Genomic DNA, 25,169 nt, shown 5'->3' with positions numbered 1-25,169 from the left:
TGCGGCTGTTGCGGCGTGCTCGCAATACAGTCTGGAAACCCTGCAGGAGATTCCATGCTGACCCAGCGAGACCGCGTATCCCATCCCTGGACCGACACGCTCGCGCGGCTCGAGGACGAGCGCGTCATGCTGCAACGCATTGCCGCCGGCGTGCCGCTGGCCGAGGTGCTGGGGCACATGCTGCACGCCATCGAGGCCCAATCCAGCGTTGAACTGCGCGCCTCGATCGCGCTGGTCGACGAAACCGGCGCATTCCTGCGCCATGGCGCCGCGCCCAGCCTGCCGGCGGCGTTCAATGCCGCGATCGATCCGGCGCCGATCGGGCCGCAGATGGCCTCGTGGGGCGCGGCCGCGCATTGCGGCTGTCCGGTGTACGTCGAGGACATCGCCACCCACCCGGCCTGGGCGCGGTGGCGCTCGCTGGCGCTGGCGCACGGGCTGAGGGCGTGCTGGTCCACGCCCATCAAGGCGGCGGATGGGCATCTGCTCGGCGTGTTTTCGAACTACTACATGGCGCCGCGCTCTCCCACGGCCGATGATATCGACGCCATCGCCGTGGTCACGCGCAGCGCCGCGCTGGCGATCGAGCGGCACTTGACCGAGACCGCGCTGCGCCGCAGCGGCGAACGCTGGCGCGCCATGTTCGAGGGCATGCAGGAGGCGTTCTTCCTGAGCGAGGCGCTGCGCGACGCGCAAGGCCGTATCGTCGATTTCCGTTTTATCGAGGTCAACCCGGCATTCGAGCGTCAAAGCGGCATGAAGGAAGGCGATACGCTCGGCCATACGCTGCGCGAGATGATTCCCGGCGTGCCGGACCAGATCCTGGACACGTTTGCGCAGGTGGTCGAAAGTGGCGTGCCCGCGCAGTTCGAGTTCGCCGTGCCGGCGCCGCGCCAGGCCTGGTACGAGGCGCGCGCGCGGCGCCAGGGCGATAACCAGATGATGGCGCTGTTCCTGGATGTCACCGCGCGCAAGGCAGCCGAGGCGGAGTTGTGGGAAGGCCAGCACCGCAAGAATTTCATGCTGGGGCTGGGCGACCGCATGCGCGAACTGCAGCAGCAGTCGGCGATCGAGCAGCTTGCCTGCGAAAGCCTGGGCCAGCACCTTGCGCTTGGCCTGGTGGCGGTGGTGGACTGGCCGGGGGAGGGGGCCGAACCGGTGCTCTCGACCGAATGGCGGCCGCCGGCGGCCCGCGACGCGATGCAGGCGGGGGCGGACGCCATGCTCCTGGACGAGCGCTTGTGCGAGGCGCTGCGCGGCGGGCGCACCGCGTTCATGGAACCGCTGCTGGCCCAGCCCGATGGAGATATCGTGCCGTCCGCCATCGTGGTGCCGATGGGCCGCTGGGGGCGCCAGGGCGGCGCGCTGGTGGCCCGGCCGGCGCCCGGCGCCCATCTGCGGCGCGGCGATATCACCTGCATCGAGGAGGTGGCCGAGCGCCTCTGCGGCGCGGTCGAGCGGTCGCAGTACGCCCGCATGCTGGAGCAGCGCGTCGAGCATGCCATCGCCGAGCGCGATCGCATCTGGCGCCTGTCGCCGGAATTGCTCGCGGTGATCGACAGCCAGGGGCGCTATGCCAGCGTGAATCCCGCGGTGCGATCGATCCTGGGGTGGACCCCGGAACAATTCCTGGCGATGGGATTGCGCCAGCAGATCCATCCGGACGATTACGAGGCCACGCGCGCGGCGCTGGCGCAGGCCCGGCACGCGCCGGCATCGCAGGGGGTGCGGCACCTGGAGAATCGCATCCTCAAGCGCGACGGCAGCTACGCCTGGATCACCTGGAGCATGTCCTGGGCGCAGGACAGCCTGTACATGGCGGGCCGTGACGACACCGACCTGAAATCGCAGGCCGAGACGCTGCTGGAAACCGAGAATGCGTTGCGCCAGGCGCAGAAGATGGAGGCGGTGGGCCGGCTCACCGGCGGCATCGCGCACGATTTCAATAACATGCTGCAGGGGATCACCGGCGCGCTGTATCTGATCCAGCGCAAGCTGGCGGCGGGCACGCCGGAGCAGGCGACGCGGTTTGTCGGCGTGGCGATGGACTCGGCCAACCGCGCGGCCCATCTGACCCAGCGCCTGCTGGCGTTTTCGCGGCGCCAGCCGATCGACCCCCAGCCATTCGCGGTGGCCGCCACGCTGCAGTCGATGGTGGACCTGTTCCATCGCTATACCGGCGAGGCCGTGTCACTGGTCTTCGACCTGGAACCCGGCCTGTGGCCGGTGCGCTGCGATCGCAACCAGTTCGAGAGCGCGGTGCTGAACCTGGTGATCAACGCCTGCGACGCGATGCCTGACGGCGGCACATTGACGGTGTCGGGCTCGAACACACAGCTGGACGCAAGCTTCCTGCTGCCCTATCCGGGCATACCGCCCGGGGCGTTCGTCGAGCTGCGGGTGACCGACGTGGGCTGTGGCATGACGCCGGACGTGCTGGCGCATGCCTTCGATCCCTTCTTCACCACCAAGCCGCTGGGGCAGGGCACGGGCCTGGGCCTGTCGATGATCTACGGCTTCGCCAAGCAGGCGGGGGGCATCGTGACCCTGGAAAGCCAGGTGGGCGCCGGCACCTCGGTCAGCATTTTCCTGCCGCGCTTCGAAGGCGTCACGATCGCGCCGGCCGCGTTGGCGCCCACGGCCGGGCCCGTGGCCGGCGGAGCGCGCCAGGCGGTGGTCATGGTGGTGGAGGACGAGGCCAATGTGCGCGAAATGGTCTGCGAATGCCTGGCCGAGCTCGGCATGCGGGTATTGGCGGCGGAAGACGGCGACACGGGCCTGGAACGGCTGCGCGCCCATGCCGATATCGATCTGCTGATCTCCGATGTGGGGCTGCCCGGCCTGAATGGCCGCCAACTGGCCGACGCCGCGCGCGCCACGCATCCCGGCCTGAAAGTGCTGTTGATGACCGGCTATGCGGAAAGCGCCGCGCGGGGCTCGGGCTTCCTTGACGCGGGCATGGAGCTGATCGTCAAGCCGTTCGCGCTGGATGCGCTGGCGCAGCGGGTGCAACGCATGCTGGAATCCTCCGGCGCGCATACCGATGGCGCACGCCTGCCGACGCGATGACCGGATTGCATGTGAGGGGGCATGACGGGGTTTCAAGCGGCGGTAAAAATTGCCGCTGGCGCGACGCCGTCCGCGGGCGCCGGGCCACGGGAATGGGGATTGCTACAGGAACAGGGCAACCTGACCAAGGAGTGAACCCATGAAAATCCGTGCGTTGACCTATGCCGTCGTCGTGGCCGCCAGTCTGGGCGGCTCCTCCGCCTGGGCGCAATCCGCCAGCCCCACGGCGCCATCCACCACCCCGAATGACGGCACCGCCGTGCAACCGAACCGGCCGGTGCCGCCGGGCCAGGCCGCCCCGGCGCCGAATGCCACGCCGAGCACGCAGAGCATGCCGCCCAATGTGGACAAGCGGGGTACCACGCCGTCCTCGGACAAGCGCAGCGGCGAAATGCCGAACCGCAATAGCGAGGCCAATGACAATGTGCCGCGCACCCCAGCGGCCGGCGCCACGCCGCCTCCGGGCTATCCCAACACCGGCGGCAGCAAGTAGATGTGGCGGCGGCCCGCGCGTCCCCCGGGGCGCGCGGGCCGTGTCGGCCCTGGACGCCACGCGGGGAGCGATCGTGATCGCTCCCCGCGTGGCGTTTCAACACGACAAGACCGTCAATGGGCGCGTCGCAATTCAGCGGGAGGAAGGCGCAATTGGCCACGATACTTCGACACGGTGCGGCGTGCCAGGACGATGCCGTTGGCGGCCAGTTGCTGGGCCAGGGCGACGTCGGACAAGGGCATGGCGGGGTCTTCGGCCTCGATCAGTTCCTTGATCAGCGCGCGCACCGCGGCGGCCGAGCAGGTCCCGCCCGAGTCGGTGGCCAGCTCACGCGAGAAGAAATGGCGGAACTCGAAGACGCCGCGGGGCGTCACCATGTACTTGCTGACCGTGGCGCGTGACACCGTGGATTCATGCATGTCGAGGTCATCCGCCACTTCCTTCAGCATCAACGGCCGCAGCGCCACTTCTCCGTATTCGAAGAAGGTCTGCTGACGCTTGACGATGGCCTCGGCGACACGCTGTATGGTGGTGTAGCGCTGCTCCACATTGCGCACCAGCCAGCGGGCCTCCTGCAGTTCCTGCGCCATGGGGCTGCGGTCGTCCAGCCGGGCCCGCCGGAACAGGTCGGCATAGACCTGGTGCAGGCGGGCCTGCGGCATCGCGCTGCGATTGGGCACGACGCGCCAGCGCGAGCGCCATTTGTCGACGAACACGTCCGGCACCACATAGACCGGCGCCTGCCCGTCATAGCGGCGACCCGGCTTGGGGTCCAGATTGCGGATGAGCGCGCAGGCCTCGCGCAACGCGTCGTCGGAGCAGTTCAGCGCCCGCCGCAAGCCGGCGACGTCGTTCTTGGCGAGCCGGTCGATCTGCCCGCGCACGATATCCAGCGCCAGTCTGCGCAGCGACGCGTCGATGCCGGGCGCGGCCTCCAGTTGCAGCGCCAGGCACTCCGGCAGATCGCGCGCGGCCAGGCCCGGCACATCCAGTTGCTGCACCAGGCGCAGCGCCGCCAGCCATTCGCTGTCATCCGGCGGGGGGGTGAAATCGGCGCTCAGGGCATTGCACAGGTTCGCGGTCGGCGTGCGCAGATAGCCATCCTCGTCGAGCGCATCGATGATGAATTCGGCCAGCAACCGGTCGCGCGGCCCGAGCCGGTAGTTGCCCAGCTCCAGCGACAGCTTTTCGCGCATCGACACGGGCGCGCTGGCCCACTGGCTGAGGTCGTGGTCTTCGCCGTCGCCACGGGAAGGAACGGGATAGTCGCCCGAGTATTCGGGCGTGGTGGCGGGAGGTTCCAGGGTGACCTGCGTGGTCTCGCCCGCTGGTGTTTCGGGTTCGGACGGATCGCCGACGGGTGGCGCGGTGGGTTCAGTGGCGTCCTGCGCCGGGTCCGGCACTTGCTCCTCGACTTCCTCGAGAAACGGATTGCTCGCCAGTGCCAACTCGACGGCGGTGGTGAATTCGAGCGCCGACATCTGCAGCAGCTTGACGGACTGCTGCAACCGGGGAGCCAGCGTCATCTGCTGGCGCAGGCGCAATTCTTGCATCGGGTGTCCCAAGAAACTCTCCTGCAACGCGGGCCGCCGGAAGGGCGGCGCATTCCTGGAACGATGCAATAATCATGCCAAGCCGCCCAGCGGGCGGGAGCGCGGCTTGCGGCGCCTGCGGCGCCGGCCGGGTTTACAACAAGACGGTAAATATTGCGCCCGGGCGGGGGACGGAGCGATCCCGTCGCCGCCGCGCGCGCCGGTCCGCCGCTCAGGCGCCGCCCACATCCTTTTCGTAGACGTCCAAGCGGTTGTACAGCGTCTTCAGGCTGACACCCAGGGTTTCGGCCGTCAGGCGTTTGTCGCCGCCGTGATGGGCCAGGGTGGCGAGAATGAAGTCGCGCTGCGCGTTGCCCAGGGCGGTGCCCACCGGGAAGCTCAGGGCGCCGTCCTTGAACTCGGCGTGGGGCGCGGCGCGCGCGCGCGGCAATTCCGCGTCCAGTTCCTCGTCGCACAGGATGTAGGCGCGCTGCACGGCGTTGCGCAGCTCGCGCACATTGCCCGGCCATTCGTGCCGGCCGATGGCCTGCAGCATCCGTGGCGAAAATGTCTTGCCGGTGCCATGGCGGGCGTTCAGTTCATCCAGGAAGTGTCGTGCCAGCGTCACCGCATCGCCCTCGCGCTCGCGCAGCGGGGGCACGCGCAAGGGGATCACCAGCAGCCGGTGCAGGAAGTCCTGCCGCAGGCGGCCGTCAGCCACCGAGGCCGCCGGATCGCGATTGCTCGCGCACAGGATGCGCGCATTGGCCCGCAGCAGGTCGGTGCCGCCCACGCGCTGGTAAGTGCCGGTTTCCAGGACGCGCAGGAAATGCACCTGCATGTCGGGCGGCATTTCGGTCACTTCATCCAGGAACAGGGTGCCGCCGCTGGCCGATTCGAAGTAGCCGGCGTTCTGCGCCACGGCGCCGGTGAAACTGCCTTTTTCGTGGCCGAACAATTCGGCATGCGCCAGCGAACCGCTGATGGCGCCGCAGTTGACGGCGATGAAGGGATGGTCGCGGCGCTCGCTGGCTTCGTGGATGGCGCGCGCCACCACTTCCTTGCCGGCGCCGCTTTCACCGACGATGAAGACGCTGGCGTCAGTTTCGGCCGCCAGGCGTACCTGGGTGGCCAGCTTCTGCATCACGGGGGACAGGCCGGAAACGTTCATGATGCCATCCATGGTAGTGGGCGCTACGCGCCAGCGATGCGACCAGTTGCAAGTAATCGAAAACTTTAGTGGATCGTATCGAATATTTACGTCACGCCGCCGCAGCTTCGCTATGCTCGAACGTGGCCGCAGCGGCGCCAGGCGCCATTGCCCGGGCCCCAGGTTACAGGAGACGCCATGCCACACCTGCTGATCGTCGATGACGACGATGCCATTCGTGAAACCCTGGCCGAACTCGGTCGCGACAGCGGGTTCACGGTGGCGCTGGCCGCCAGTGTCAAGGACGCGCTGATCCAGCTCGAGCGCCAGGCGCCCGATCTGGTGCTGACCGACGTGCGCCTGCCTGGCGGCAGCGGCATGGACATCTTCAAGAATGTGGCGGTGGCCAGCGCCGAGGTCGTGGTGATGACGGGGCACGGCACCGTCGACAATGCCGTCCAGGCCCTGCGGCTCGGCGCCACCGACTATCTCGTCAAGCCGATCTGCATGGAGCGGCTGAACGGCATCCTGGCGCGCATCATGTCCAATACCGGCCGCGAACTGCCGGGCACGCCGTTCGAGGCGCCCGGCCGTTTCGGCAAGATGTACGGCAGCTCGGTCCCGATGCGCGAGCTGTATCGCCAGATCGGCCGGGTCGCGCCCACCGGCGTCACGGTGTTGCTGGTCGGCGAGAGCGGCACGGGCAAGGAACTGGCCGCCCATGCCATCCACGAATTGAGCACGCGGCGCCAGCGGCCGTTCATCGCGGTCAACTGCGGCGCGATTTCGCCGCACCTGATCGAAAGCGAGATGTTCGGCCACGAGCGCGGCAGCTTCACCGGCGCGGACCGCCAGCACAAGGGGTATTTCGAGCGCGCCGATGGCGGCACGCTGTTTCTGGACGAAGTCACGGAGATGCCGCTCGACCTGCAGGTCAAGCTGTTGCGGGTGCTTGAAACCGGCCAGTTCATGCGGGTCGGCACCAACCGCGAAATCGGTTGCGATATCCGCATCGTCGCCGCCACCAATCGCAACCCCGAACAGGCGGTACAGGAAGGCAAGCTGCGCGAGGACCTGTATTACCGCCTGAACGTATTCCCCCTGGAACTGCCGCCGCTGCGCGAGCGCGGCGAGGACATCCTGTTGCTGGCCGATCGCTTCCTGCAGACGCAGAACGAGGAGACCGGCCGCTCCAAGGCGTTTTCGGCGCGTGCCGCGGCGGCGCTGTCGCAATACGAATGGCCCGGCAATGTGCGCGAATTGAAGAACTTCGTGCGCCGCGCCTTCATCATGGCGGAAGGCGACGAACTCGATGCCGACCTGCTGGCGCCGCAGGTGTCGCCCAGCGGTGACGTGGCAGGCGGGCAGGTCAGCGTGCCGGTCGGGAAGACGTTGGCGGAAGCGGACCGCCGCCTGATCCTGGCCACGCTCGAGCGCTGCAAGGGCGTCAAGAAGCAGGCGGCGGCCGTGCTGGGCATCAGCCCGAAGACGCTCTACAACCGGCTCGAGGAGTATGCGGCGGCAGGCTACACGCTGCCCGGCGAGGCGCCGGCGGAAGGCGCGCGCTGAGGCCGCCTTCCGCCTCGTATCCCGCCGCTTCCCGTCACTTGCCGTGGCGGGTCTTCAGGTCGGCCAGGCAGGTGTCCTTGGCATTGCCGGACATTGCATCGCATTTTTCCTTGCCGACCTTGTAGTCGGCCTCGTTGCGCGCCTTGGCCGCGTCATGATTGGCTTCAGCCTTTTCCTTGCCGGCCTTGGCGTCGGCCCTGGCCTTGTCGCGAGTGGCCTGCGCCTGCTGCTCGCAGACGTCCTTCTGGTTGCCCTTCATCGCGTCGCACTGTTTCTTGTCCATCTTGTATTGATTGTCGATCTGTTCGTTGCTGCGCACGGCGGAGGAGGCGCCCGAGGCGGTCTGCGCGGCCGCGGGCAGGGCCAGCGCGGACAGGCCCAGCGCCGCGGCCGGGATGAGCGTCAGGGACAGGCGGATCTTGGACAGATTCATGGATGGCTCCTTCGGATGGGAATAGGGCGGGCCGGAAAATGGGCCGCCGTGCGCGGGTGAGCAAGCGGCGTGCCCGCCGCCGCCCAGGCACGCCACTTGCAGCGCAACTGCCCGACAGGGTGCCGTCCGCGGCATCCGCGACATCGGGAGATAGCCATGAGCAAAACCACCACCGCCCAGCCGCCCAGCCGCCGCGACCAGGATGACGCGACGGGCGCCGCGCGCCATTCCGGGGACATCGACGCCGGCAAAGCCAACACGCCGCAGGACGACACGGCGGCGGCTCACCGCAGCGGCCAGTTCGGGGCGGACCAACCCGGGCGCGATACGCCGGCGGCTCCTCGCCGCGCGGACAAGCATCCCCATCCGAAGGGGGCCGAGTATGAAGAAGGCGGCCAGTATCCCGGCACCCGCAAGCCCGGCGCGGGGCGGTGAGCGCGGCGCGGGTACGGCCGACGACCTTCAAGCCTCGTCGGCGGCGAGCCGGAACAGCAACACCACGCAATGCAGCGCGGCCAGGCCGACCAGGCCGTAGGCCACGCGGCCGGCCAGCGGCCAGGGCAGCATGCGCGCGAACACATCCAGGTTGACGGCCGCGATCAGGCCGCAGTTCAGGCCGCCGGCCACCAGCGTGACCAGGGCGGTCCAATCCAGCGGCCGCAGGCCGTGGCGGTCGCGGGCGCTGCCGGCAACGTTGTCGCCGTTCGTGGCAAAAGCGAGATCGTCGTCGTCGCCATAGGTTTGCATGTCGCACTCCGATGCCAGCGGCATGCGGGTCATGCGCCGCCGGCGGTGGTGCCGCTTCGCGGCGCGGGATGGCTTGCGCGCCGCAACCGCGGCCGGCAACCACCACGCTTTCCCCGGTGGCGATGCAGCAAGCGGCGTGCCGCGCACCCGGCCGGGCATGCCAATTGCTGCCGGCAGGCATGGCCGATGGCGGGCCGGAGCTGATAGGAGATTGCCATGTCCCTGATTGTTGCCGCGCGCTTCCAGACGTTCGACGAGGCGACCGAGGCGGCGCAGCGCCTGCGTCTCGAAGGATTCTCCGAGGACGAGCTGCACACGTTCTACATCAACACGGCGGGCGAGCATGCGCGCTTTCCGCTGGGCGGGGATCGCGTCGCGGATCCGGATGCCCGCGGCGCGCACCTGGGCGCGCTGGCGGGCGCCGCGGTGCTGGGGTTGCTGCTGGCGTTGGCCGGCGGCCTGGTGGCCCTGTGGTCGGGCGCCGCGACGCTGGTGGTGATCGTGGCGGCCGGCGCGGGAGCCTATATCGGCGCCCTGGCCGGCGCGTTGCGGGTGGCGGGCAAGAACCGCCGGCGCCCGGCAAGGACGGCGCCCGAACCCGCCGAGGCGCATCCGGCCCTGCGACAGGCTGGGGTGATGCTGGCGTTGCCCGTGTCGCCGGAGCGCGAAGCCCTGGCGCGGCGGGTACTGCGCGAGGCGGGAGGGCACGATATCGAACGCGCCCAGGGCCGCTGGCAGGACGGCAAGTGGCAGGACTTCGATCCCCTGAAGCCGCCGCGCCACGTCGAGGCGCCGTCGGTGGCGCCATGAGCCGCCGATGGCGGCAAGGAGACGCAGATGAATCACAGAACCCTGCTGCAAGCGCTGCTTGCCGCTTGCCTGTTCATGCTGCTGGTCGCGCCCCTGGCTGCCCGCGCCGCGCAGTTGTCGCCGGCGGACAGCCACTTCCTGCAGGCGGCCGCGGCCGCCGATGCCTTTCAGCTGCAGGCGGCGCGCCTGGCCAGCGAACGCGCGGCCAGCACCGAAGTGCGGGCCTTCGCCGAGAAGATGCGCTCGAGCTACCAGGAACGGGATGCCGGCCTGCGGCAACTGGCGCGATCGAAGCGGATCACGCTGCCGGCCAAGGCGGAGCCCGGCGATCAGCGCGCGCTGGAAGCGATGGCCGGCAAGACCGGAGAAGCGTTCGACAGCCTTTATATCGAGCAGGTAGCGCTGCTGGCCCATGAGAAGTGCGAGCGTCTGTATCGCACCGCGGCCGAGCAAAGCGCCGATGCCCAGGTGCGTGATTTCGCCCTGCGCCATCAGCCGGTGCTGGCCGACCAGCTTGCGCTGGCGCGCGCGCTCAAGCGGGATCCGGCGGCGCGTCCGGACGCGGCGGCGCCGCCTGCCCGACAGGGCGAACCCCCGCCGGTGTCGCCTGCCGAGCGCAGCGCGCCCGCCTCGGTGGCCCCGGAGACGGTGGCGCCACAGAAATAGGCCAGTCCGCAGGCGCAGGCTGGCCGCGGCCTCAGTCGCCCGCGCTGCCCGTGATGGGAAGCACGATGCCGGTGATGTAGCTGGAGCAGGCCGGCGCCGCCAGGAACACATAGGCGGGCGAGATTTCCTCGGGCTGGGCCGGCCGGCCCAGTTCCGTGTCCTGGCCGAAAGACGGGATTTCGTCGGCGTCGCGGTCGGCGGGATTCAACGGCGTCCAGACCGGTCCCGGCGCCACCGCATTGACGCGGATGCCCTGGCTGGCCAGGTTCGACGCCAGCGAGCGGGTGAATGCATGAATGGCGCCCTTGCTGGTGGAGTAGTCCAGCAGGCCGCCGCTGCCGCGCAGGCCGGTGACCGAGCCGGTGTTGATGATGGCGGCGCCCGCGCGCAGATGGGGCAGGATCGCGCGCGCCATGTAGAAATAGCCGTAGATGTTGGTGCGCAGGGTCTTGTCCCACTTTTCGTCGCTGATGGCCGACAGCCCTTCGTCGTGCTGTTGGTACGCGGCGTTGTTCACCAGCACGTCGAGCCGGCCAAAGGCTTGCGCCGCCTGTTCCACGGCCCGGTCGCAGAAAGCCGATTCGCGCACGTCGCCCGCGATCAGCAGGCAGCGCCGGCCTTCGGCCTGCACCGCGCGCTCGGTTTCGCGGGCGTCCTCGTGTTCGTTGAGATAGATGATGGCGACGTCCGCGCCTTCGCGCGCGAACAGCACGCTGACCGCGCGGCCGATGCCCGAATCGCCGCCGGTGACGATGGCCGCCATGCCGGCCAGTTTGCCGCTGCCCTGGTAGCCGGGCGCCAGATACTGAGGCCGCAGCGCCATGCGCGCTTCTTCGCCAGGCTTGGGCAGGTGCTGGGCCGGCATGGGCGGCGTCGGATGGGGTCGCGAGCCAGGCGCGGCGTCGTCGGATTGCGTCATGCGGATCTCCCTGGATGGCGGGCGCCGGTGCGCCCTCGGGCCATCCCGAGCAACTGCCATGCCCGCGCGCGCCGCCGGCGCGCGCGGGCGACCCGCCTGCCTTACTGGCGGCCCACCACCACGCCGAACAGGAATGCCGCGCCGGCCACCAGGCCGATCGCCTGCCAGGGACGCGCATGGATGTACTGCTCGGTGCAGTCGATGGTCTCGCGCACCATGTCCTGGGCGCTGTCGGAGGCGTTGCGCAGGCTGTGGCGGGTATCGCGCAACTGCTCGGCCAGCCGCGCCTTCAGGGCCTCCAGGTCGGTGGCCGAGGCGTCGCTGAGGGTGGCCTCGAGATCGTCGATCCAGCTTTCGGGGTGACGGCGGCGGCGCGCGCCGCGGTCGTCGGGGCCGTTCTCGGGAAAGTCCGAGGGCGCGGGGGTATGGTTGTTGGCCATGGGAAGCTCCTGGAGTCTGCGTTGGCGAAAACATGGCCGCGTTCCGTCGCGGGCGCGGCGCATGGAGAAAAGGCTGGCATGTATCGGCCCCGTAGGGATCTTGCATTGCATCTCGTTGTGAATGTTCGTTTTACCGTGAACCGGCGCTCCTGCGGGTCCTGCCACATCCGCTTGCAATTTGAGCCGTGCGCGCATGCTGTCCAGGTGGCGCATGCCGTAGCATGGATCGGACCATAGCGGATTTATCGGGAGCGTTTCGCATGACTTCATCCAAGACCTCCACGCCATCATCATCCCCTGGCAAGCCCCGCGCCGAACGGCAGGCGCGCAGCGGCGCCGCGGCTGCGGCTTCAGGCAAGGTATTGCCGCCGCAGTCGCCGGTCGACGTGCCGCGCCAGCCCCCCAGGCCTGACGCGGCCACCCCGGACGAAGCCGCCCGCGACGGCCGCCGGGTGGCCGACGACCAGACCGAATCCAACTGGGCCGACAACGCCCAGCCGCAACCGCGCGCCAAGAACGCCCGCTCGTCGATTCTCTGAGCGACCCCGGCCAGGGGCCGCTCAGGCGTCCCGCAGGAAGGCCAGCAGCCGCCGCTCGTCGGCATTCAGGCCGCGCGGCCGCGCGGGCGCGGCGGCGCGCGGCGGCAGTCGCCCCGCCAGATATTCTTCGATGATCGATGGATGCACGTAGCAGGCGCGACAGACCGCCGGCGTATTGGCCAGCCGTCGCGATACTTGCTTGATGACGTCCACCACTGCCTGCCGCGCCTGCCGTTCATCGACCCAGGGGCGCGCCTGCAGCGCCGCGAAGGCCAGCACGGAACCCGCCCAGGTCCGGTAGTGCTTGGCGCTGAAATCGGCGGCGCCGGCTTCCCTCAGATAGGCATTGACCGCTTCCGAATCGATGCCATGGGCCTCGCCGGTTTCGTCCAGGTACTGGAACAATTGCTGGCCGGGGATCTCCAGGCAGCGCTTGGCCACCCGGGCGATGCGCCGGTCTCTTACCGTCACGTCATGCGCCACGCCGCTCTTGCCACGGAATCGGAAGCGCAGGCGGTCGCCACTGACGCTGGCGTGGCGTCGCGTCAGGGTGGTCAGGCCGTAGGAGCGATTGGCGCGCGCATATTCACGCGTGCCGATGCGGATCAGGGTGTCGTCCAGCAGGCGCACCACCGCGGCGATCACTTTGGCCCGAGGCAGGCCCGGCATCAGCAAGTCGTGCTGCACCCGGCGCCGGATGCGGGGCAGCTGCAGGCCGAACGCGCCCAGGCTCTGGTATTTGTCGGCGTCGCGCAACCGTGCCCAGGCGGGGTGGTAGCGATATTGCTTGCGGCCACGCGCATCGCGTCCGGTCGCCTGCAGATGGCCATGCGGCAATGGGCAGATCCAGACATCTTCGTACGCCGGCGGGATCGCCAGGGCGCGGATGCGCGCCAACTCCGCCGCGCGGGTGATGCGCCTGCCATGCGTATCCAGGTAATGGAAGGTCGCGCCGTTGACCCGCACCCGGGAATAGCCGGGCCCGGTGTCGTCCATATAGACCAGCGCGTCATCGGCGCCGCGCTCGGGCGGCGCGGGGCTGCGGTTTGCCATGGGCCCTCCTGCAGGTGGCGCCGGCCTGGAGCAAGCCGCGTGCCCGGCCCGCCGCGGGGCCGCGGCAAGTCACTGGCGAACGGGCACGCCGCTTGCTGAGGGATGTCTTGCCGCAAACCGGGAGTATTGAATGACACAGACACTACAGGACTTCAACGTCGCCATTCTGGTGATGGACGGATTTGAAGAGGTGGAGCTGACCGACCCGCGCGACGCCTTGCGCGCGCAGGGAGCGCGCACCGTCATCGTGTCGGCGCGGCACGGCGACGTGCAGGGCATGCGCCACCACGACAAGGGCGAGCGCGTCCAGGTGGACCTGACGTTCGCGCAAGCGCGCGCGGAAGCGGATCGGTTCGATGCCGTGCTGCTGCCGGGCGGCGTGGTCAACGCCGACGAAATCCGCCTGCATCCCGACGCGCGCGAGCTGGTGCGCGCCCTGCACGAGGCCGGCAAGCCCGTGGCGGTGATCTGCCATGGCGCCTGGCTGCTGATTTCGGCGGGCCTGGTCAAGGACCGCAAGATGACCAGCTGGCCGTCGCTGGCCGACGACCTGCGCAATGCCGGTGCGCAATGGGTGGATGAGGAAGTGGTGGTGGATGGCCGCTGGATCAGCAGCTGCAAGCCGGACGACATCCCCGCATTCAATCGGGAACTGCTGCGCGTTTTTGCGCTGGCGCGCCCCTGAGCGCCAGCGTGTCCAGAGGGGAGCGGACCGGGAACCGCCCGGCCGCGCGACCCGCAGCGTATTTACAGGAGAGCGCCATGCCAGACCATCTGTATTTGCACGTTCCGCCGAAGCCGGAGCCGATTCCGCCAGGCTCGCCGCCGGGCGACCTGCCGGTCGATCCGGACACCGATGAGCCCGAGGTCGACCTGCCGCCGCTTGAACCGCCGCCCGCCCGGGGCAAGACCGCCACGGTCCACTGAGCGCGCGGGCCGCGCTTGAACCAAGAACAAACGGAGCCATCATGTCTACCATTCTGCTGATCGTCCTGATCCTCCTTCTCATCGGTGCCGTGCCCGCGTGGCCGTACAGCCGGGGCTGGGGCTATTACCCCAGCGGCCTGCTGGGGATCGTGCTCATTGTGTTGATCGTGCTGCTGCTGACAGGACGCCTGTAGCGCGGCGTCCCGGGCGCGTCCGCCCCTGCGGGAGCAGGGGCGGGCCGCCGCCAACCCGCCCCTGGACGGGCCGTGCGGCGTGCGCGCGGCGCGACGGCCGGCTCAGGCTTGCCGCGCCGCGCGTGCGCGCGCCTGCGCCGCCTGCCGGCCGCGATGCTGCAGCCGCCGGCGGCTGATCCAGATGATCACCCCGGTCGCGAAGAACAGCAGCGGCAGCAGGCCGAGCACCGCCGTCAGGATGCGGGTCGGCAAGCCGTAGAGGCTGCCTGAGTGCAGCGGGAACATCATCGCCAGGAAGCGTTGCGCGGCCGTGCCTGAAATGGGGTCGGCCGCCGATACCAGGGCGCCGTTGCGCATGTCGATGAACATGCGCAGGGTGCCGACCGGCTGCCAGTCATCGGCGCGGCGCACGCGCGCCTGGTAGACGCCGCGCGCCGGATCGCGCCGCAGCATCACCAGGGTGGCGTCGGCCGGCGCCAGGCCGCGCGCCCGGGTCGCGGCGCCGTCCCAGCCGATCTCCGGTTCGGCCGGACCCAGCGCCGGCAGAACGGCGGCGCGCGCATCCACCGGCACCGTGGCCACGCTGGCGACCAGTTGCCGGCCCAGTTGCGGCAGGCCCAGGAAAAACCCGGTGCCCGCCACCACCAGCAGGAATAGCGCGGCTATCAGCCCGGCGGCGCGATGCAGTTCGTAGCTGGTGCGAAAGGCGCCGACGCCGCGCGTCACGGTCACCGAGCGACGCCAGTGCCCGGGCCGGGGCCACGCCAGATAGATGCCGGCCGCCAACAGCGCCAGCCATGCCAGCGCCAGCCAACCCAGGATTTCGCGGCCGGTCTTGCCTTGCAACAGCGTCATGTGCCAGCGCAGCAGCAATGGCATCACATGGGCCCGGTCCAGCGCGACCGCATCGCGGTTGCGGCTGGCCAGCAACTGGCCGGAGCAGGCGTCCACGCCCGCCTCGTTGTCCGCGGTCGCGTCGTGCCTGAATTGCACTCGATAGCTGTCGCCCGCAGCCTGGGGCAGGGTGATGGCGCCGATCTCGGCGCCGGGCCAGGCTCGCTGGACCGCGCCGGCGGCGGCCGAAGGGGGCTGCGCGGTGTTGCAGGCGCCGGCCGTGTTGCGCAGCATGCGGGCATTCAACCATCCATCCAGTTCATGATCGAAGGCCAGCAGGCTGCCGCTCAGGCCCGCCAGGACCAGCACCACGCCCAGGACCAGGCCCGTCCACCGGTGCAGGAATGACACGGCGGTGCGCAGGGATTTTCGGAGCTTGGCTTTCATGGCGCGGTCGATGGCGGGGGAGGCGGGTGGCGCGCAATTGTACCGAGGCGTAAGATCTGCTGGCGCTTTTTGGCGCCATCGAGTTTTCACTGCCTCCCACCTGTAGCGACATGAAGATCCCCTTGTTGATATTGATAGACAGCGTGCACGATTTTCTGCCCGCGATCGAAGACCGTGGCTTTCGCTGCATCCTCGCCACCACGCCAGAGGAACGCGCCCGCGCCATTCGTGACCATGCGGACGAGATCCGGGTCGTGCTGACCCGCGGGGCCACCGGCTTTCGCGCCGACGAGATGGCGGCGCTGCCCCGGCTGTCGTTGATCTGTTCGCTGGGCGTCGGTTTCGAGAACATCGACCTGGCCGCCGCTCGCGCGCGCGGGGTGCAGGTCACGCATGGTCCCGGCGCCAACGCCACCTCGGTGGCCGACCATGCCATGGCCCTGCTGCTGGGCGTGGCGCGGCACCTTCCGCAGGCCGACGCCTGGGTGCGCCAGGGACACTGGAGCGGGTTCATGGGACCGCAGGTATCGGGCAAGCGCCTGGGCATCCTGGGCCTGGGCAGCATCGGCCTGGAAATCGCCCGGCGCGGCGCCAATGGCTTCGGCATGACGGTGGGGTATTACAGCCGGCGGGCGCGGCCCGATTGCGGTTATGCGTACTACGACAGCCCGAGGGCGCTGGCCGAGGCCAGCGATTTTCTGGTGGTCGCCACGCCCGGCGGCGCCGAAACGCGCCACCTGGTGGACGCCGCGGTGCTCGACGCGCTCGGGCCGCAAGGCTATCTGGTGAACATCGCCCGCGGTAGCGTGGTCGATACCGATGCGCTGATCGCCGCGCTGGCCGGCCGCCGTATCGCCGGCGCCGGATTGGACGTGGTGGAAGGCGAGCCGGTGGTGCCGCCGGCGCTGCTGGCGCTGGACAACGTGGTGTTGACGCCGCACAGCGCCGGACGTTCGCCCGAGGCGGTGTCGGCGACGGTGGCCCTGTTCCTGGAAAATGCCGGCGCGCATTTCGCCGGCCAGGCCGTGCTGACGCCGGTGCCCCCGCCTCGCGGCTGACGCGGCGCGGGCGCGCGGCCCGGGATCAATGCGAGAACATGATCGGCACGGTCATGCTCTTGAGGATCGACGCGGTGGCGCCGCCCATCGCCCATTCGCGGAATTTGCTGTGGCCGTAGGCGCCCATGACGACCAGGTCGGCGCTGTAGTCGGCCGCCGCGTTCAGGATGGTGCCGCCCACGCCCACGCCCTTGATGTCGCGGCGCGCGTGATCCGGAGCCGGCATGCCCTGGGCGATGCAATAGGTGGCCAGGTCCTCGAACGGCACCGCTTCCTCCTTGCGGGTGGCGGCGCCTTCGTCCATGGTCAGCACCACCAGATGCGCGGCCAGGCGCAGCAGCGGCGCGGCATCGGCCAGCGCCCGCGCGGCCTCGCGGCTGCCGTCCCAGCAATACAGGACGCGATCGCCGATCACGGGGAAGTCGCCGCTGGACGGCACCACCAGCACCGGCCGGCCGGCGGCCAGCAGCGTTTGCTCGACGAATTCGTTTTCGTGCGCGGCCTCGATGTCCTCGCGGTTCTGCTGGCTGACGACCAGCAGATCGCTGGTGCGGCCAAGCAGCGCCACGCTGGCGCTGGGCGAACTGGCGCCGGCGCGCACCACGGCCGGCACGTCGGCCGCGGCGGCGGCTTCGAGGAAGGCGTTCTGCACCGCGCCGCGATTCTGCGCCTGCAGGTCACGCATCACATCGAGGGTCCGCGACATCATCACGGATTCACCGTAGTAATACTGCAGGGGCGCGGAACTGGCGTAGATGCCGACCAATTCGGCCTTGTGGCGCCTGGCCAGGGCCAGGGCCACCGCGGTGCGGCGGGGGCAATCGAATCCGTGGTCCAGGTGGACGGAAATGCGGCGGTACATGGCGGCCTCCTTTTGAGTGCGGTAGGCCTCCATCGTTGCGCGTTCCCGCGCCAACGCCCTTGATGGGCGTCAACCGGTCCGCAGTTTGCAAGCGTTGCCGCAACCCGCGGGCGCGGCGGCGCCGGGATCAGGCCTGCTGCACCCGGTCGCGCAGTTGCCGCACCTGGCGCGCCTGCTGCGCGATGCGTTCGAGCGGCCCGGCCAATGTGGGCGCGGCCGCGGCCACCGCGGCGGGCAAGGCCAGCTGGCGGATGGCGACGGCCGGTTCGGGTTCCTGCGGATGCAGCGCATGCGCCAGCGCCAGGCCGTAGTCGCGCAGGGCCGGCGCGGCAGGGCTGTCCGGGGGCAGCGGCGGCTGGATCTCCAGCACCGTGCCGGCCGCGGTCACCCGGCGCATCGCGTTCAACAGATTGACGGCGGTATCCACCTTGCGGTCGCGATGCACGGGATTCTGTTGCAGCCGCTGCAAGGACGCCTCGGCGTTGTCCGCCGACAGGCAGGCCTGGCGGCGCAGGCCCACAATGTCGCCGGCCGCCCCGGCGCCGCTCTTGGCGCGGATCAGCGCCAGCGCGTAGGCGGCATGGTGTTCCAGCGCGCGGCTGAGCGCGCCCGCCAGTTGGCGGGGTTCCTTTTCGGGCCATACCAGGAAACCGACCAGCAGCGCCAGCACCCCGCCCAGGACACTGTTGAAGGCCCGCAGCGCCGCCAGCATCGGTTCGTAGATGTCCGGTTGCTGGATGTGGCTGACCAGCACGAACTGCGAGGTCAGGAAGAACGTGAACAAGGCATAGTGGACAGTGCGCGCGGCGAAGGTGCCGAGCGCGATCGGCAGCACCGCCAATGCCACCGACAGCGGCGTGCTTAGCAGCAGTCCCAGCAGCGACGCGCCGATGGCGCCGGCCACGCTGCCGATCACCCGTTCGAGCGTGCGGCGCCAGGTGCCGGCGAAATAGGGTTGCAGGATGAACACCAGCGTCAGCGACATCCAATAGCCGTGATTGACCTCGAAGGTCCTGGACAGCGCCACCGCGATGGTGGCGCCGATGCCCACGCGCAAGGCATGACGAAACGCGTCGGACTCGAAACGCAGGTTCTGCCGCAGGCTGCGCCACGCCAGCCGGGCCGGCGTGGCCGCGCGCGCCGCCGGCGCGGGCGCGACCGGGGCCCCGTCCCGCTCGAACAGCGCCTGCGCGATCGACTGGGCGGTCTGTTGCAGGCGGTCCAGGACCGGCACCATGGTCGCCAGGTCGGGGGCATGGGCCATGGCGGCTCCACGCAGCTCGTGCAGGCCGGCGCCGAAGTGGGCCAGCCGTTCGCGCAGGCATTCGGCCTGGCGCGCGTCGCCGACGTCCGAGGTGCTGGCGATGGCGTTGGCGACGCTGGCGTAGCGATGGAAGGCGTGCGACAGGTGGGCGCCGGCGGCGCGGCCGAGCCAGCGCGGCGCGTTCGACTCCAGCAGGTCGGCGGCGGCCACCAGGGCGATGAAGCTGTCTTCGGCGCTGTCGAGCAGATAGAACAATTGCTGGGCGCGGGTGCGCCGCGACGGGCGCGCATCCTGCACCTCGCGGATGCGCACGCGCGCCGCTTCCAGCGCGGCCCGCAGTGCGCTGCGCTGGGGCCGGGTGACCGCGCTCCAGGCTTGCGGACCGGCGGCCGGCGCCAGGCCCGAATACATGCGGGCCAGCGCGTCGGCGAAATCGGCCAGGCCGCGATAACAGTGCGCGACCGCGTGGGTCGCGTCCTTCCAGGGACGGCGGCGCCACACCAGCGCGGTCATCAGGATTGCCCACAGCGCGCCGGCCACGAAGAACAAGGTGTACGACAGGCTGGCGGCAAGCGTGGGCGCGGGCAATTCAGCCGCCACCACGAAGCCGGCCGACAGCAGGGTGCCGACAATGGCGGCCGCCGGCCCAAGCACGCGCAGCAGGCCGCCGAAGGTGCAGCAGGCGAAGGTCAAGGGCAACAACAGCCACAGGTGACCGGCGCTGGCGCTGGCCAGGAAGCAGAACAACGCCCCGATCAGGCCCAGCGCCAGCATCGAGCCGGCGCGCTGGCGCAAGGGCCCGCCAGGATCGCCGAAGCAGGCCCAGAACGCGGCGATGGCGGTCCAGCCCAGCCGCGGCTCGTGCGCGAGCACGGCCAGGATCACGGGCGCGGCGCTGATGGCGGCGGCTTGCAGGGCATCCAGCCAGAGGACGTGGCGCAGCGAAAGGCGCCAACGGGATAGCAGGGTAGTCACGCGGGAAACCACGAATGGACGATAGTCCGCAATGGCGGAAAAGGCGCAACGCTACCATGTCGACAAGGCGAAATCGCAAAGAAATATTCGAGCGTCCGAATAATGCGATTTTCATGAATCCTTCGCCTTGAATACTACTGGTTACATATATGTGACTTTGGCGCCGCACAGGCGCAGAATTGCCTGGAGTAAATGCGCAAAATCGCATAAAAAAACATTGGCGATCGAATACGCTGGGTAGTACACGAGCCGGAAAGCATATTCCTGCAGGCCGAATGTGAATACTCATGTCCAATGCGCCCCGTTATGCGCCCGGACAGCGCAGGTCATATTCCGGGGTGCTTCAGGAGCGAACATGACGCCAACCGACGAGGCTTCCACAAGCTCGGTGGTGAGCGACCAGGAAGTCGCCGCCATGATTACAGGCAAAGACGGCCTGCGGGTGTTGCTGCAACCGCAGGTCGACCTGCTGACCGGCCGCATCGTGTCGGCCGAGGCGCTGGCGCGCTGGCAGCATCCCAAGCTGGGCATCGTGATGCCCGCCGAGTTCGTGCCCGCCGTCAACCGGCTCGGGCTCGACAGGACGCTGTTCGAGCGGGTCGCGCAGCGCGTCATCGACATGTTGCAGACCATGCGGCGCGCCGGCATGGCGATTCCCATTGCAATCAATGCCCCGGCGTCGACGCTGTCGGACGAGCGCGCGGTCGAATTCCTGCTGGGCCGCATCCATGCCGCCGAACTGCCGGCTTCGCTGCTGCGGGTCGAGTTGACCGAAGACCAGCCCATCAAAGAACTGGAGGCGTTGCGCGCGACCCTGGAAAAGCTGGAACAGGCCGGTTGCGAGGTCAGCCTGGACGATTTCGGCACCGGCCATGCCTCCCTGAAACTGCTGTCGGCCATTCCGTTGTCCGAGGTCAAGATCGACCAGTATTTCGTCACCCGGATGCGGCGCAGCGCGGTGGCGTTCGAGGTGCTGCGCACGGCCGCGGAACTGGCCACGCGGATGGGCTGGCGGGTGGTGGCCGAGGGCGTCGAGAACGTTGCCGACATTCCCGCCCTGCGGGCTGCCGGCTGCCGCTACGGGCAGGGCTACGCCCTGGGCCGGCCGATGCCGCTGGATGACCTGATGACGCGGTTGCGTGTCCAGCGCGACCGAGGCGAACCGCTGGCCGCGCCCGCCACCTATGCCTCGGCCTGGCTGGACGCCTTCGATCCGCAGGACGCCGAGGCCGGCCTGCCGGCGCACGTCACCACGCAATAAGGCCGCGGCAGTCGCGCCGCGTCCGGTCTTTCCCGCGCCTGCGCGCCGTGCCGCCTTTTCTGCCCACTGCCGCCAAAATTCCCCACAGCCGCTGACGGCGCAAGGGGCGGGGGGCCGGGCACGCCAGTTGCTGGCAAGTCCCTGGCGGAATGGTTCCGCCTCTCAGGAGACTTGCGATGGCAAACCCCAATCAGCCCGACCAGCAAAAGCAGCAGCAAAAGCAGCAATCCCAGGAAAATCCGCAGCACCGCGACCGTTCTCAGGAGCAGCAGCCTGGCGGACAGCAGGTGGACAAGGACCGTGGCCAGGGCCAACAGCCGGGCCAGCAGGGCGGCCAGCGTTCGCAGACGCAGCGTTGACACCCTGAACCGGGTATACCGGCTTTTGCGGAACAAGCCTGGCACAGGCCGGTGCGCCCACCGGCGCACTTGAGTCGTGACGATGCCCGCGCAACCCGTACTGCGCGGGCATCGTCTTGTCCGCGAGCACCGTGCCGCCCTGGATGGTCCACGCATACCGGTGATGCCATCCGCCTTGCGCCATGCGCGGCCCGTCGTTAAGGTGCCAGGGCAGGGCCGCTCCAAGGCCCGCCGCCGCGCGATCGCGCAGCGGCCATCGACAGAACGAGACACTCCATCGCCATGAATGCCGCCACGCCGCGCCGCCGCTCGCTCCTGGGCAAGGTCCTCGTCATCCTCCTGGCGGCCGCCGTGCTGCTGGCCGTGCTGGCCTGGGTCGGCACCCGGGTGGCGGAGCGGCGCATCGCCGGCCTGCTGGGGCCGCGCGCGCAGGTTGGCGAGGTGCGGCTGGGCTTCAACGAGGTGGTGTTGACGGACGTGAGGATTGCCGGCGCCGCGGGCATGGCGCCAGCCAGCGCGCGGCGGGTGGTGGCGGAACCCGAATGGCGCTCGCTGCTGGGGCAGGTCGCCGTCTTTCGCCGCATCACCGTGCAAGGTTTCGATTTTGCGGTGCTGCGCGGCGCCGACGGCGACATGCAGATTTCGCCGGCGTTGCAGGCCGCCCTGCGTGAAGGTCACGGCGGCGACGCTGCGGCGCGGGGCCGGCGGCCGCTGCGGGCCGATGCCGTCATCCTGGAGGAAGGCCGGCTGGATTTCATCGACGCCGCCGTTGCCACGCCGCCGCATCGCATTGCCTTCGACCACGTCTCGGCGCGCCTGCAACCGCTGGTGTTGCCCGCCAACGACCAGCGCAGCGACATCACGTTCCAGGGCGCGGTGCGCGACAACCGCGGCGGCGCGTCCACGGTGCAGGCCAAGGGCACATTGACGCTCGGCGGCAGCGATGCCGACATCACGGTGGCGGTGCGCAACATGGACGTCCGTCACGCCGCGCCATACCTGGCTGGCAACGGCGCGGGATCGCTGTCCGGCGGCGCGATGGACCTGGACATGCGCACCACCATCGCCCGGCGCCAACTGGAGGCGTCGGGCGTGGTGGCGTTGCGCGACCTGGCATTCAGCGGCGACGGTTCGCTGTTTTCGTTGCCGCGCAAAGCCGTGCTGGCGGCGCTGGAAAATCGCAAGGGGGTCCTGCGCATGGAATTCAAGCTTTCCGGCAGCCTGGACAACCCCAAGTTTTCGGCCTCGCGCGGGTTCGCCGCGCAGATCGCGCGCGGCTTCGGCCGCGCCATCGGCGTGGGGGCCGAAGGTGCGGCCGGGGGCGTTGCCGGCGCGGTGAAAGACCTGGGCGACGCGATTTCCGACCTGTTCACCCAATGAGTCAGAAGCGGTAGTTCGCGCTCAATTCCACCCGGCGGCCTTCGCCCAGCAGCCACTGCGTCTGGTTGTAGTAGGCCGTCTCGGCGTACTGTCGATCGAACACGTTGAATGCCCGCAACGCCAGGCTCAGGTCGCGGCGCGGCTCCCATTGCAGGGCCAGGTTGGTGGTGGTATAGCCGGCCATTTCCAGCCGGTTGGCGGCGTCGGCGTAGCGCTTGCCGACGTAGCGCAGGCCTGCGCTGGCGGTCCATTGCGGCGCGAATTTCCAGCTGAGCCAGGCGTTGGTGACGCGTTGCGGCACGTCGGTCGGCACATTGCCGGCGCGCGACACGGCGACGCCGTTGACCGATTCGCTGAAATCGTCATAGCGAGCCCGCAGCACGGCCGCGTTCAGGTCGACACGCCAAGCCGGCGTCAGTTCGACCCCCAGCGTGGCTTCCAGGCCGCGCGAGGACTGCTTGCCGACCTGGATGCGCAACGCGGGGTCATTGGGATCGCGGCTCACCAGGTGATCCTTGCGGATATGGTAGGCGGCCAGGGTCCACTGGCCCTTGTCGTCCCAGAACGTCTGCTTCAGGCCGACTTCCACCTGGCGTCCCTTGGACAACTCGAAGTCCTTGTTCGCCGGCGACAGCAACAACAGGCTGCCGACCGGGTCGGCGGCTTCGGCATACTGGCCGTAGACGGACAGGGTGGGCAGCAGGTCGTAGACCGTGCCGACGCGCCAGCCGACATTGTTGAACGTGGTGTCGAAGGCGGTCTGGCCGGCCACCAGGTCGCGCCGCTTCAGGTCGATGTGGTCATAGCGCAAGCCCGCCAGCACCGACCAGCCGGGTGTCAGCATCAGCCGGTCTTCGGCGAACAGGGCGTACTGGTCGGCGGTGTTGCGGTAGCGCGGCGTGGTGCCGGCGAGGTTGATGAAGCGGCCGTGGTCGACATCGTACGGATCCACCAGCGAGGTGCCCGAGTACGGCGAATTGTTGGTGTGCTTGAACGAGGCGTGGTTCAGCTCGAATCCGACCGCCACTTTGTTCGCAAGGCCGAAGAGATGGCCGTCGAAGGCGGCGTCGGTGACCGTGCCGACCTGCTGCTGGTCGTGGCGGATATCGGTGTACGCGCTGCGCTGGATCAGGCCGCTGGCGGGTTGCCAGGTGTAGTTCTCGGCGTCGCGATAGTCGCGGTCGCTGCCGATGTAGTAGACGCGGCTGCGCACGCGGGCTGCCGGGTTGGGCGACCATTCGGCCTTCAGCTCGGTGCGGTTGTCGCGGTAGATGATCTTGCTGTCGGCCACGTTGTAGTTCTGGCGCCGCAGGCCGTAGTCGATCCTGCCGTCGATCAGCGGGGTGCCGAAGTAACGTGTCGGCTCCTGCCAGGCGTAGGCCTGTGTCAGCGTGAAATTCAGGTCGGGCGAGACGTCCAGGCGCAACGCCGCGGTCACGGCGAAATCGCGCGAGTCGCCCAGGCTGAGGCCGGAATCGGTATGGTTGCCGCTGATGTCGAGCCGGTACGACCACTTGTCATCGAGCGCGCCGCCACTGCCCAAGCCCAGGCGCTGCGTGTCGTGGGTGCCGACGGTGGTCTGGATTTCGTTCTCGATCGGGCCGCGGGTCGGCTTCTTGGGAATCACGTTGACCACGCCGCCGATGGCGCCCTCGCCGTACAGCACCGAGGCCGGGCCGCGCAGGACTTCGATGCGGTCGACTGCCCAGGGATCGTAGAGGAAGGTCTGGCCGACGCCGCCGAACTGGCGCACGCCGTCGTACAACTGCGCAACGGAGTTCGAATCGGTGAAACCGCGCGACGACAGCGACGAGCCGCCGTTGCCGGGATGGCGCATGGCGCTGAGGCCGGCGGCCTGCGTGATGGCATCGGTGACGGTGACCGCGCCGCGCGCGCGCAGTTGTTCGTTGTCCAGGATTTCGATGCTGGCCGGGGTATCGAAAGGCCGCAGGCCCAGCAGCGTGCCCGTGCTGGCCGGCTCGAGCAGGGTGGGCGCGGGAGCATCGGCGGACACGGCGATGGCGGGCAGGGTGGCGACGTCGCGCGGCGTGGACGCAGCGGCGGGTGAAGAAGAGGGAGGCGTGGATTGCGCCTGCGCGACGGGGGCGCAGGCGAGCGTGGCCCAGACGGCCAGGCGCCGTGTCAGGACGCGCGGCGTCCTGGCGGGGGAATGGAACATGGAATTTCT

Annotated in this window: 25 protein-coding genes; 14 read left to right on the top strand and 11 right to left on the bottom strand. The window is 69.3% G+C overall.

What is annotated here, in order from left to right; translation table 11 throughout:
- Window positions 1–54: 54 nt before the first annotated feature.
- Window positions 55–3,069, top strand: a complete 3,015-nt coding sequence (locus tag DK459_RS13685) for a PAS domain S-box protein (RefSeq protein ID WP_110134815.1) — start codon at window positions 55–57, stop codon at window positions 3,067–3,069.
- 139 nt (window positions 3,070–3,208) lie between these two features.
- Entirely contained in the window at window positions 3,209–3,562 is a 354-nt protein-coding gene (locus DK459_RS13680) for a hypothetical protein (protein WP_006386061.1), read from the top strand.
- Window positions 3,563–3,675: 113 nt separating this feature from the next.
- On the opposite strand, the gene DK459_RS13675 is transcribed toward DK459_RS13680, so the two are convergent.
- Both DK459_RS13675 and DK459_RS13670 read right to left on the bottom strand, forming a co-directional pair.
- On the bottom strand, window positions 3,676–5,115 hold the full coding sequence (locus tag DK459_RS13675) for an RNA polymerase factor sigma-54 (protein ID WP_052102866.1): 1,440 nt from the start codon (window positions 5,113–5,115) through the stop codon (window positions 3,676–3,678).
- Window positions 5,116–5,326: 211 nt separating this feature from the next.
- Window positions 5,327–6,265, bottom strand: a complete 939-nt coding sequence (locus DK459_RS13670) for a sigma-54-dependent Fis family transcriptional regulator (RefSeq protein ID WP_102949931.1) — start codon at window positions 6,263–6,265, stop codon at window positions 5,327–5,329.
- Between the two features lie 177 nt (window positions 6,266–6,442).
- On the opposite strand from DK459_RS13670, the gene DK459_RS13665 reads away from it, so the two are divergent.
- Complete coding sequence (locus DK459_RS13665; RefSeq protein WP_110134814.1) at window positions 6,443–7,813, top strand: sigma-54 dependent transcriptional regulator; 1,371 nt, start codon at window positions 6,443–6,445, stop codon at window positions 7,811–7,813.
- 34 nt (window positions 7,814–7,847) lie between these two features.
- On the opposite strand, the gene DK459_RS13660 is transcribed toward DK459_RS13665, so the two are convergent.
- Window positions 7,848–8,246: a hypothetical protein gene (locus DK459_RS13660; RefSeq protein WP_020927585.1), complete on the bottom strand. Its 399-nt coding sequence runs from the start codon at window positions 8,244–8,246 to the stop codon at window positions 7,848–7,850.
- A 156-nt stretch (window positions 8,247–8,402) separates the two neighbouring features.
- Between DK459_RS13660 and DK459_RS13655 the strand changes: the two genes are divergently transcribed.
- The gene (locus tag DK459_RS13655) at window positions 8,403–8,681 is read left to right on the top strand and encodes a hypothetical protein (RefSeq protein ID WP_110134813.1); all 279 of its coding nucleotides are present in this window, start codon (window positions 8,403–8,405) and stop codon (window positions 8,679–8,681) included.
- Between the two features lie 27 nt (window positions 8,682–8,708).
- On the opposite strand, the gene DK459_RS13650 is transcribed toward DK459_RS13655, so the two are convergent.
- Entirely contained in the window at window positions 8,709–8,993 is a 285-nt protein-coding gene (locus tag DK459_RS13650) for a DUF378 domain-containing protein (protein WP_026383478.1), read from the bottom strand.
- Between the two features lie 216 nt (window positions 8,994–9,209).
- Between DK459_RS13650 and DK459_RS13645 the strand changes: the two genes are divergently transcribed.
- Both DK459_RS13645 and DK459_RS13640 read left to right on the top strand, forming a co-directional pair.
- A complete protein-coding gene (locus DK459_RS13645; RefSeq protein ID WP_024068795.1) occupies window positions 9,210–9,803 on the top strand; it encodes a hypothetical protein in 594 nt (197 codons plus the stop codon).
- A gap of 27 nt (window positions 9,804–9,830) precedes the next feature.
- Window positions 9,831–10,469 carry a DUF4142 domain-containing protein gene (locus DK459_RS13640; protein ID WP_110134812.1) on the top strand — a complete coding sequence of 213 codons (639 nt, stop codon included), beginning with the start codon at window positions 9,831–9,833 and terminating at the stop codon, window positions 10,467–10,469.
- 31 nt (window positions 10,470–10,500) lie between these two features.
- Here the strand turns inward: DK459_RS13640 and DK459_RS13635 are convergent, their stop codons facing one another.
- Complete coding sequence (locus DK459_RS13635; protein WP_110134811.1) at window positions 10,501–11,388, bottom strand: SDR family oxidoreductase; 888 nt, start codon at window positions 11,386–11,388, stop codon at window positions 10,501–10,503.
- A gap of 101 nt (window positions 11,389–11,489) precedes the next feature.
- Window positions 11,490–11,828 (bottom strand): YqjD family protein, encoded by a 339-nt coding sequence (locus DK459_RS13630; RefSeq protein WP_020927590.1) that lies wholly within the window; start codon window positions 11,826–11,828, stop codon window positions 11,490–11,492.
- Window positions 11,829–12,088: 260 nt separating this feature from the next.
- Here DK459_RS13630 and DK459_RS13625 point away from each other — a divergent pair, with 260 nt between their 5' ends.
- Window positions 12,089–12,367: a hypothetical protein gene (locus DK459_RS13625; protein ID WP_024068798.1), complete on the top strand. Its 279-nt coding sequence runs from the start codon at window positions 12,089–12,091 to the stop codon at window positions 12,365–12,367.
- 21 nt (window positions 12,368–12,388) lie between these two features.
- On the opposite strand, the gene DK459_RS13620 is transcribed toward DK459_RS13625, so the two are convergent.
- Entirely contained in the window at window positions 12,389–13,420 is a 1,032-nt protein-coding gene (locus DK459_RS13620) for a DNA topoisomerase IB (protein WP_026383477.1), read from the bottom strand.
- Window positions 13,421–13,550: 130 nt separating this feature from the next.
- Here DK459_RS13620 and DK459_RS13615 point away from each other — a divergent pair, with 130 nt between their 5' ends.
- The 3 genes from DK459_RS13615 to DK459_RS13610 all read left to right on the top strand — a co-directional run bounded on the left by DK459_RS13615 (window position 13,551) and on the right by DK459_RS13610 (window position 14,541).
- Window positions 13,551–14,105: a type 1 glutamine amidotransferase domain-containing protein gene (locus DK459_RS13615; protein ID WP_110134810.1), complete on the top strand. Its 555-nt coding sequence runs from the start codon at window positions 13,551–13,553 to the stop codon at window positions 14,103–14,105.
- 77 nt (window positions 14,106–14,182) lie between these two features.
- Window positions 14,183–14,347 carry a hypothetical protein gene (locus DK459_RS30790; RefSeq protein WP_165601220.1) on the top strand — a complete coding sequence of 55 codons (165 nt, stop codon included), beginning with the start codon at window positions 14,183–14,185 and terminating at the stop codon, window positions 14,345–14,347.
- 41 nt (window positions 14,348–14,388) lie between these two features.
- A complete protein-coding gene (locus DK459_RS13610; RefSeq protein ID WP_006386347.1) occupies window positions 14,389–14,541 on the top strand; it encodes a DUF3309 family protein in 153 nt (50 codons plus the stop codon).
- Window positions 14,542–14,643: 102 nt separating this feature from the next.
- On the opposite strand, the gene DK459_RS13605 is transcribed toward DK459_RS13610, so the two are convergent.
- Window positions 14,644–15,822 (bottom strand): PepSY domain-containing protein, encoded by a 1,179-nt coding sequence (locus DK459_RS13605; protein WP_053499782.1) that lies wholly within the window; start codon window positions 15,820–15,822, stop codon window positions 14,644–14,646.
- Window positions 15,823–15,932: 110 nt separating this feature from the next.
- Here DK459_RS13605 and DK459_RS13600 point away from each other — a divergent pair, with 110 nt between their 5' ends.
- Window positions 15,933–16,880 (top strand): 2-hydroxyacid dehydrogenase, encoded by a 948-nt coding sequence (locus DK459_RS13600; RefSeq protein WP_020927595.1) that lies wholly within the window; start codon window positions 15,933–15,935, stop codon window positions 16,878–16,880.
- A gap of 25 nt (window positions 16,881–16,905) precedes the next feature.
- Here the strand turns inward: DK459_RS13600 and DK459_RS13595 are convergent, their stop codons facing one another.
- Both DK459_RS13595 and DK459_RS13590 read right to left on the bottom strand, forming a co-directional pair.
- Window positions 16,906–17,742, bottom strand: a complete 837-nt coding sequence (locus DK459_RS13595) for a universal stress protein (RefSeq protein WP_006386350.1) — start codon at window positions 17,740–17,742, stop codon at window positions 16,906–16,908.
- Window positions 17,743–17,869: 127 nt separating this feature from the next.
- Window positions 17,870–19,981, bottom strand: a complete 2,112-nt coding sequence (locus tag DK459_RS13590) for an FUSC family protein (protein WP_045953143.1) — start codon at window positions 19,979–19,981, stop codon at window positions 17,870–17,872.
- A gap of 355 nt (window positions 19,982–20,336) precedes the next feature.
- Here DK459_RS13590 and DK459_RS13585 point away from each other — a divergent pair, with 355 nt between their 5' ends.
- The 3 genes from DK459_RS13585 (at window position 20,337) to DK459_RS13575 (ending at window position 22,981) form a co-directional block, all read left to right on the top strand.
- Window positions 20,337–21,242, top strand: coding sequence for an EAL domain-containing protein (locus DK459_RS13585; RefSeq protein ID WP_020927598.1), 906 nt, complete (start codon window positions 20,337–20,339; stop codon window positions 21,240–21,242).
- A 176-nt stretch (window positions 21,243–21,418) separates the two neighbouring features.
- On the top strand, window positions 21,419–21,601 hold the full coding sequence (locus DK459_RS13580; protein WP_026384924.1) for a hypothetical protein: 183 nt from the start codon (window positions 21,419–21,421) through the stop codon (window positions 21,599–21,601).
- A gap of 282 nt (window positions 21,602–21,883) precedes the next feature.
- The gene (locus DK459_RS13575) at window positions 21,884–22,981 is read left to right on the top strand and encodes a DUF748 domain-containing protein (protein WP_110134809.1); all 1,098 of its coding nucleotides are present in this window, start codon (window positions 21,884–21,886) and stop codon (window positions 22,979–22,981) included.
- Window position 22,982: 1 nt separating this feature from the next.
- On the opposite strand, the gene DK459_RS13570 is transcribed toward DK459_RS13575, so the two are convergent.
- Entirely contained in the window at window positions 22,983–25,160 is a 2,178-nt protein-coding gene (locus DK459_RS13570) for a TonB-dependent siderophore receptor (protein WP_199234287.1), read from the bottom strand.
- Window positions 25,161–25,169 lie beyond the last annotated feature (9 nt).

This window comes from Achromobacter sp. RW408 (genome assembly GCF_003184165.1).
Taxonomy (GTDB): Bacteria; Pseudomonadota; Gammaproteobacteria; order Burkholderiales; family Burkholderiaceae_B; genus Achromobacter; species Achromobacter xylosoxidans.
The sequence above is the reverse complement of the archived record's forward strand: the minus strand, read 5'-3'. Positions and strand labels throughout refer to the sequence as shown.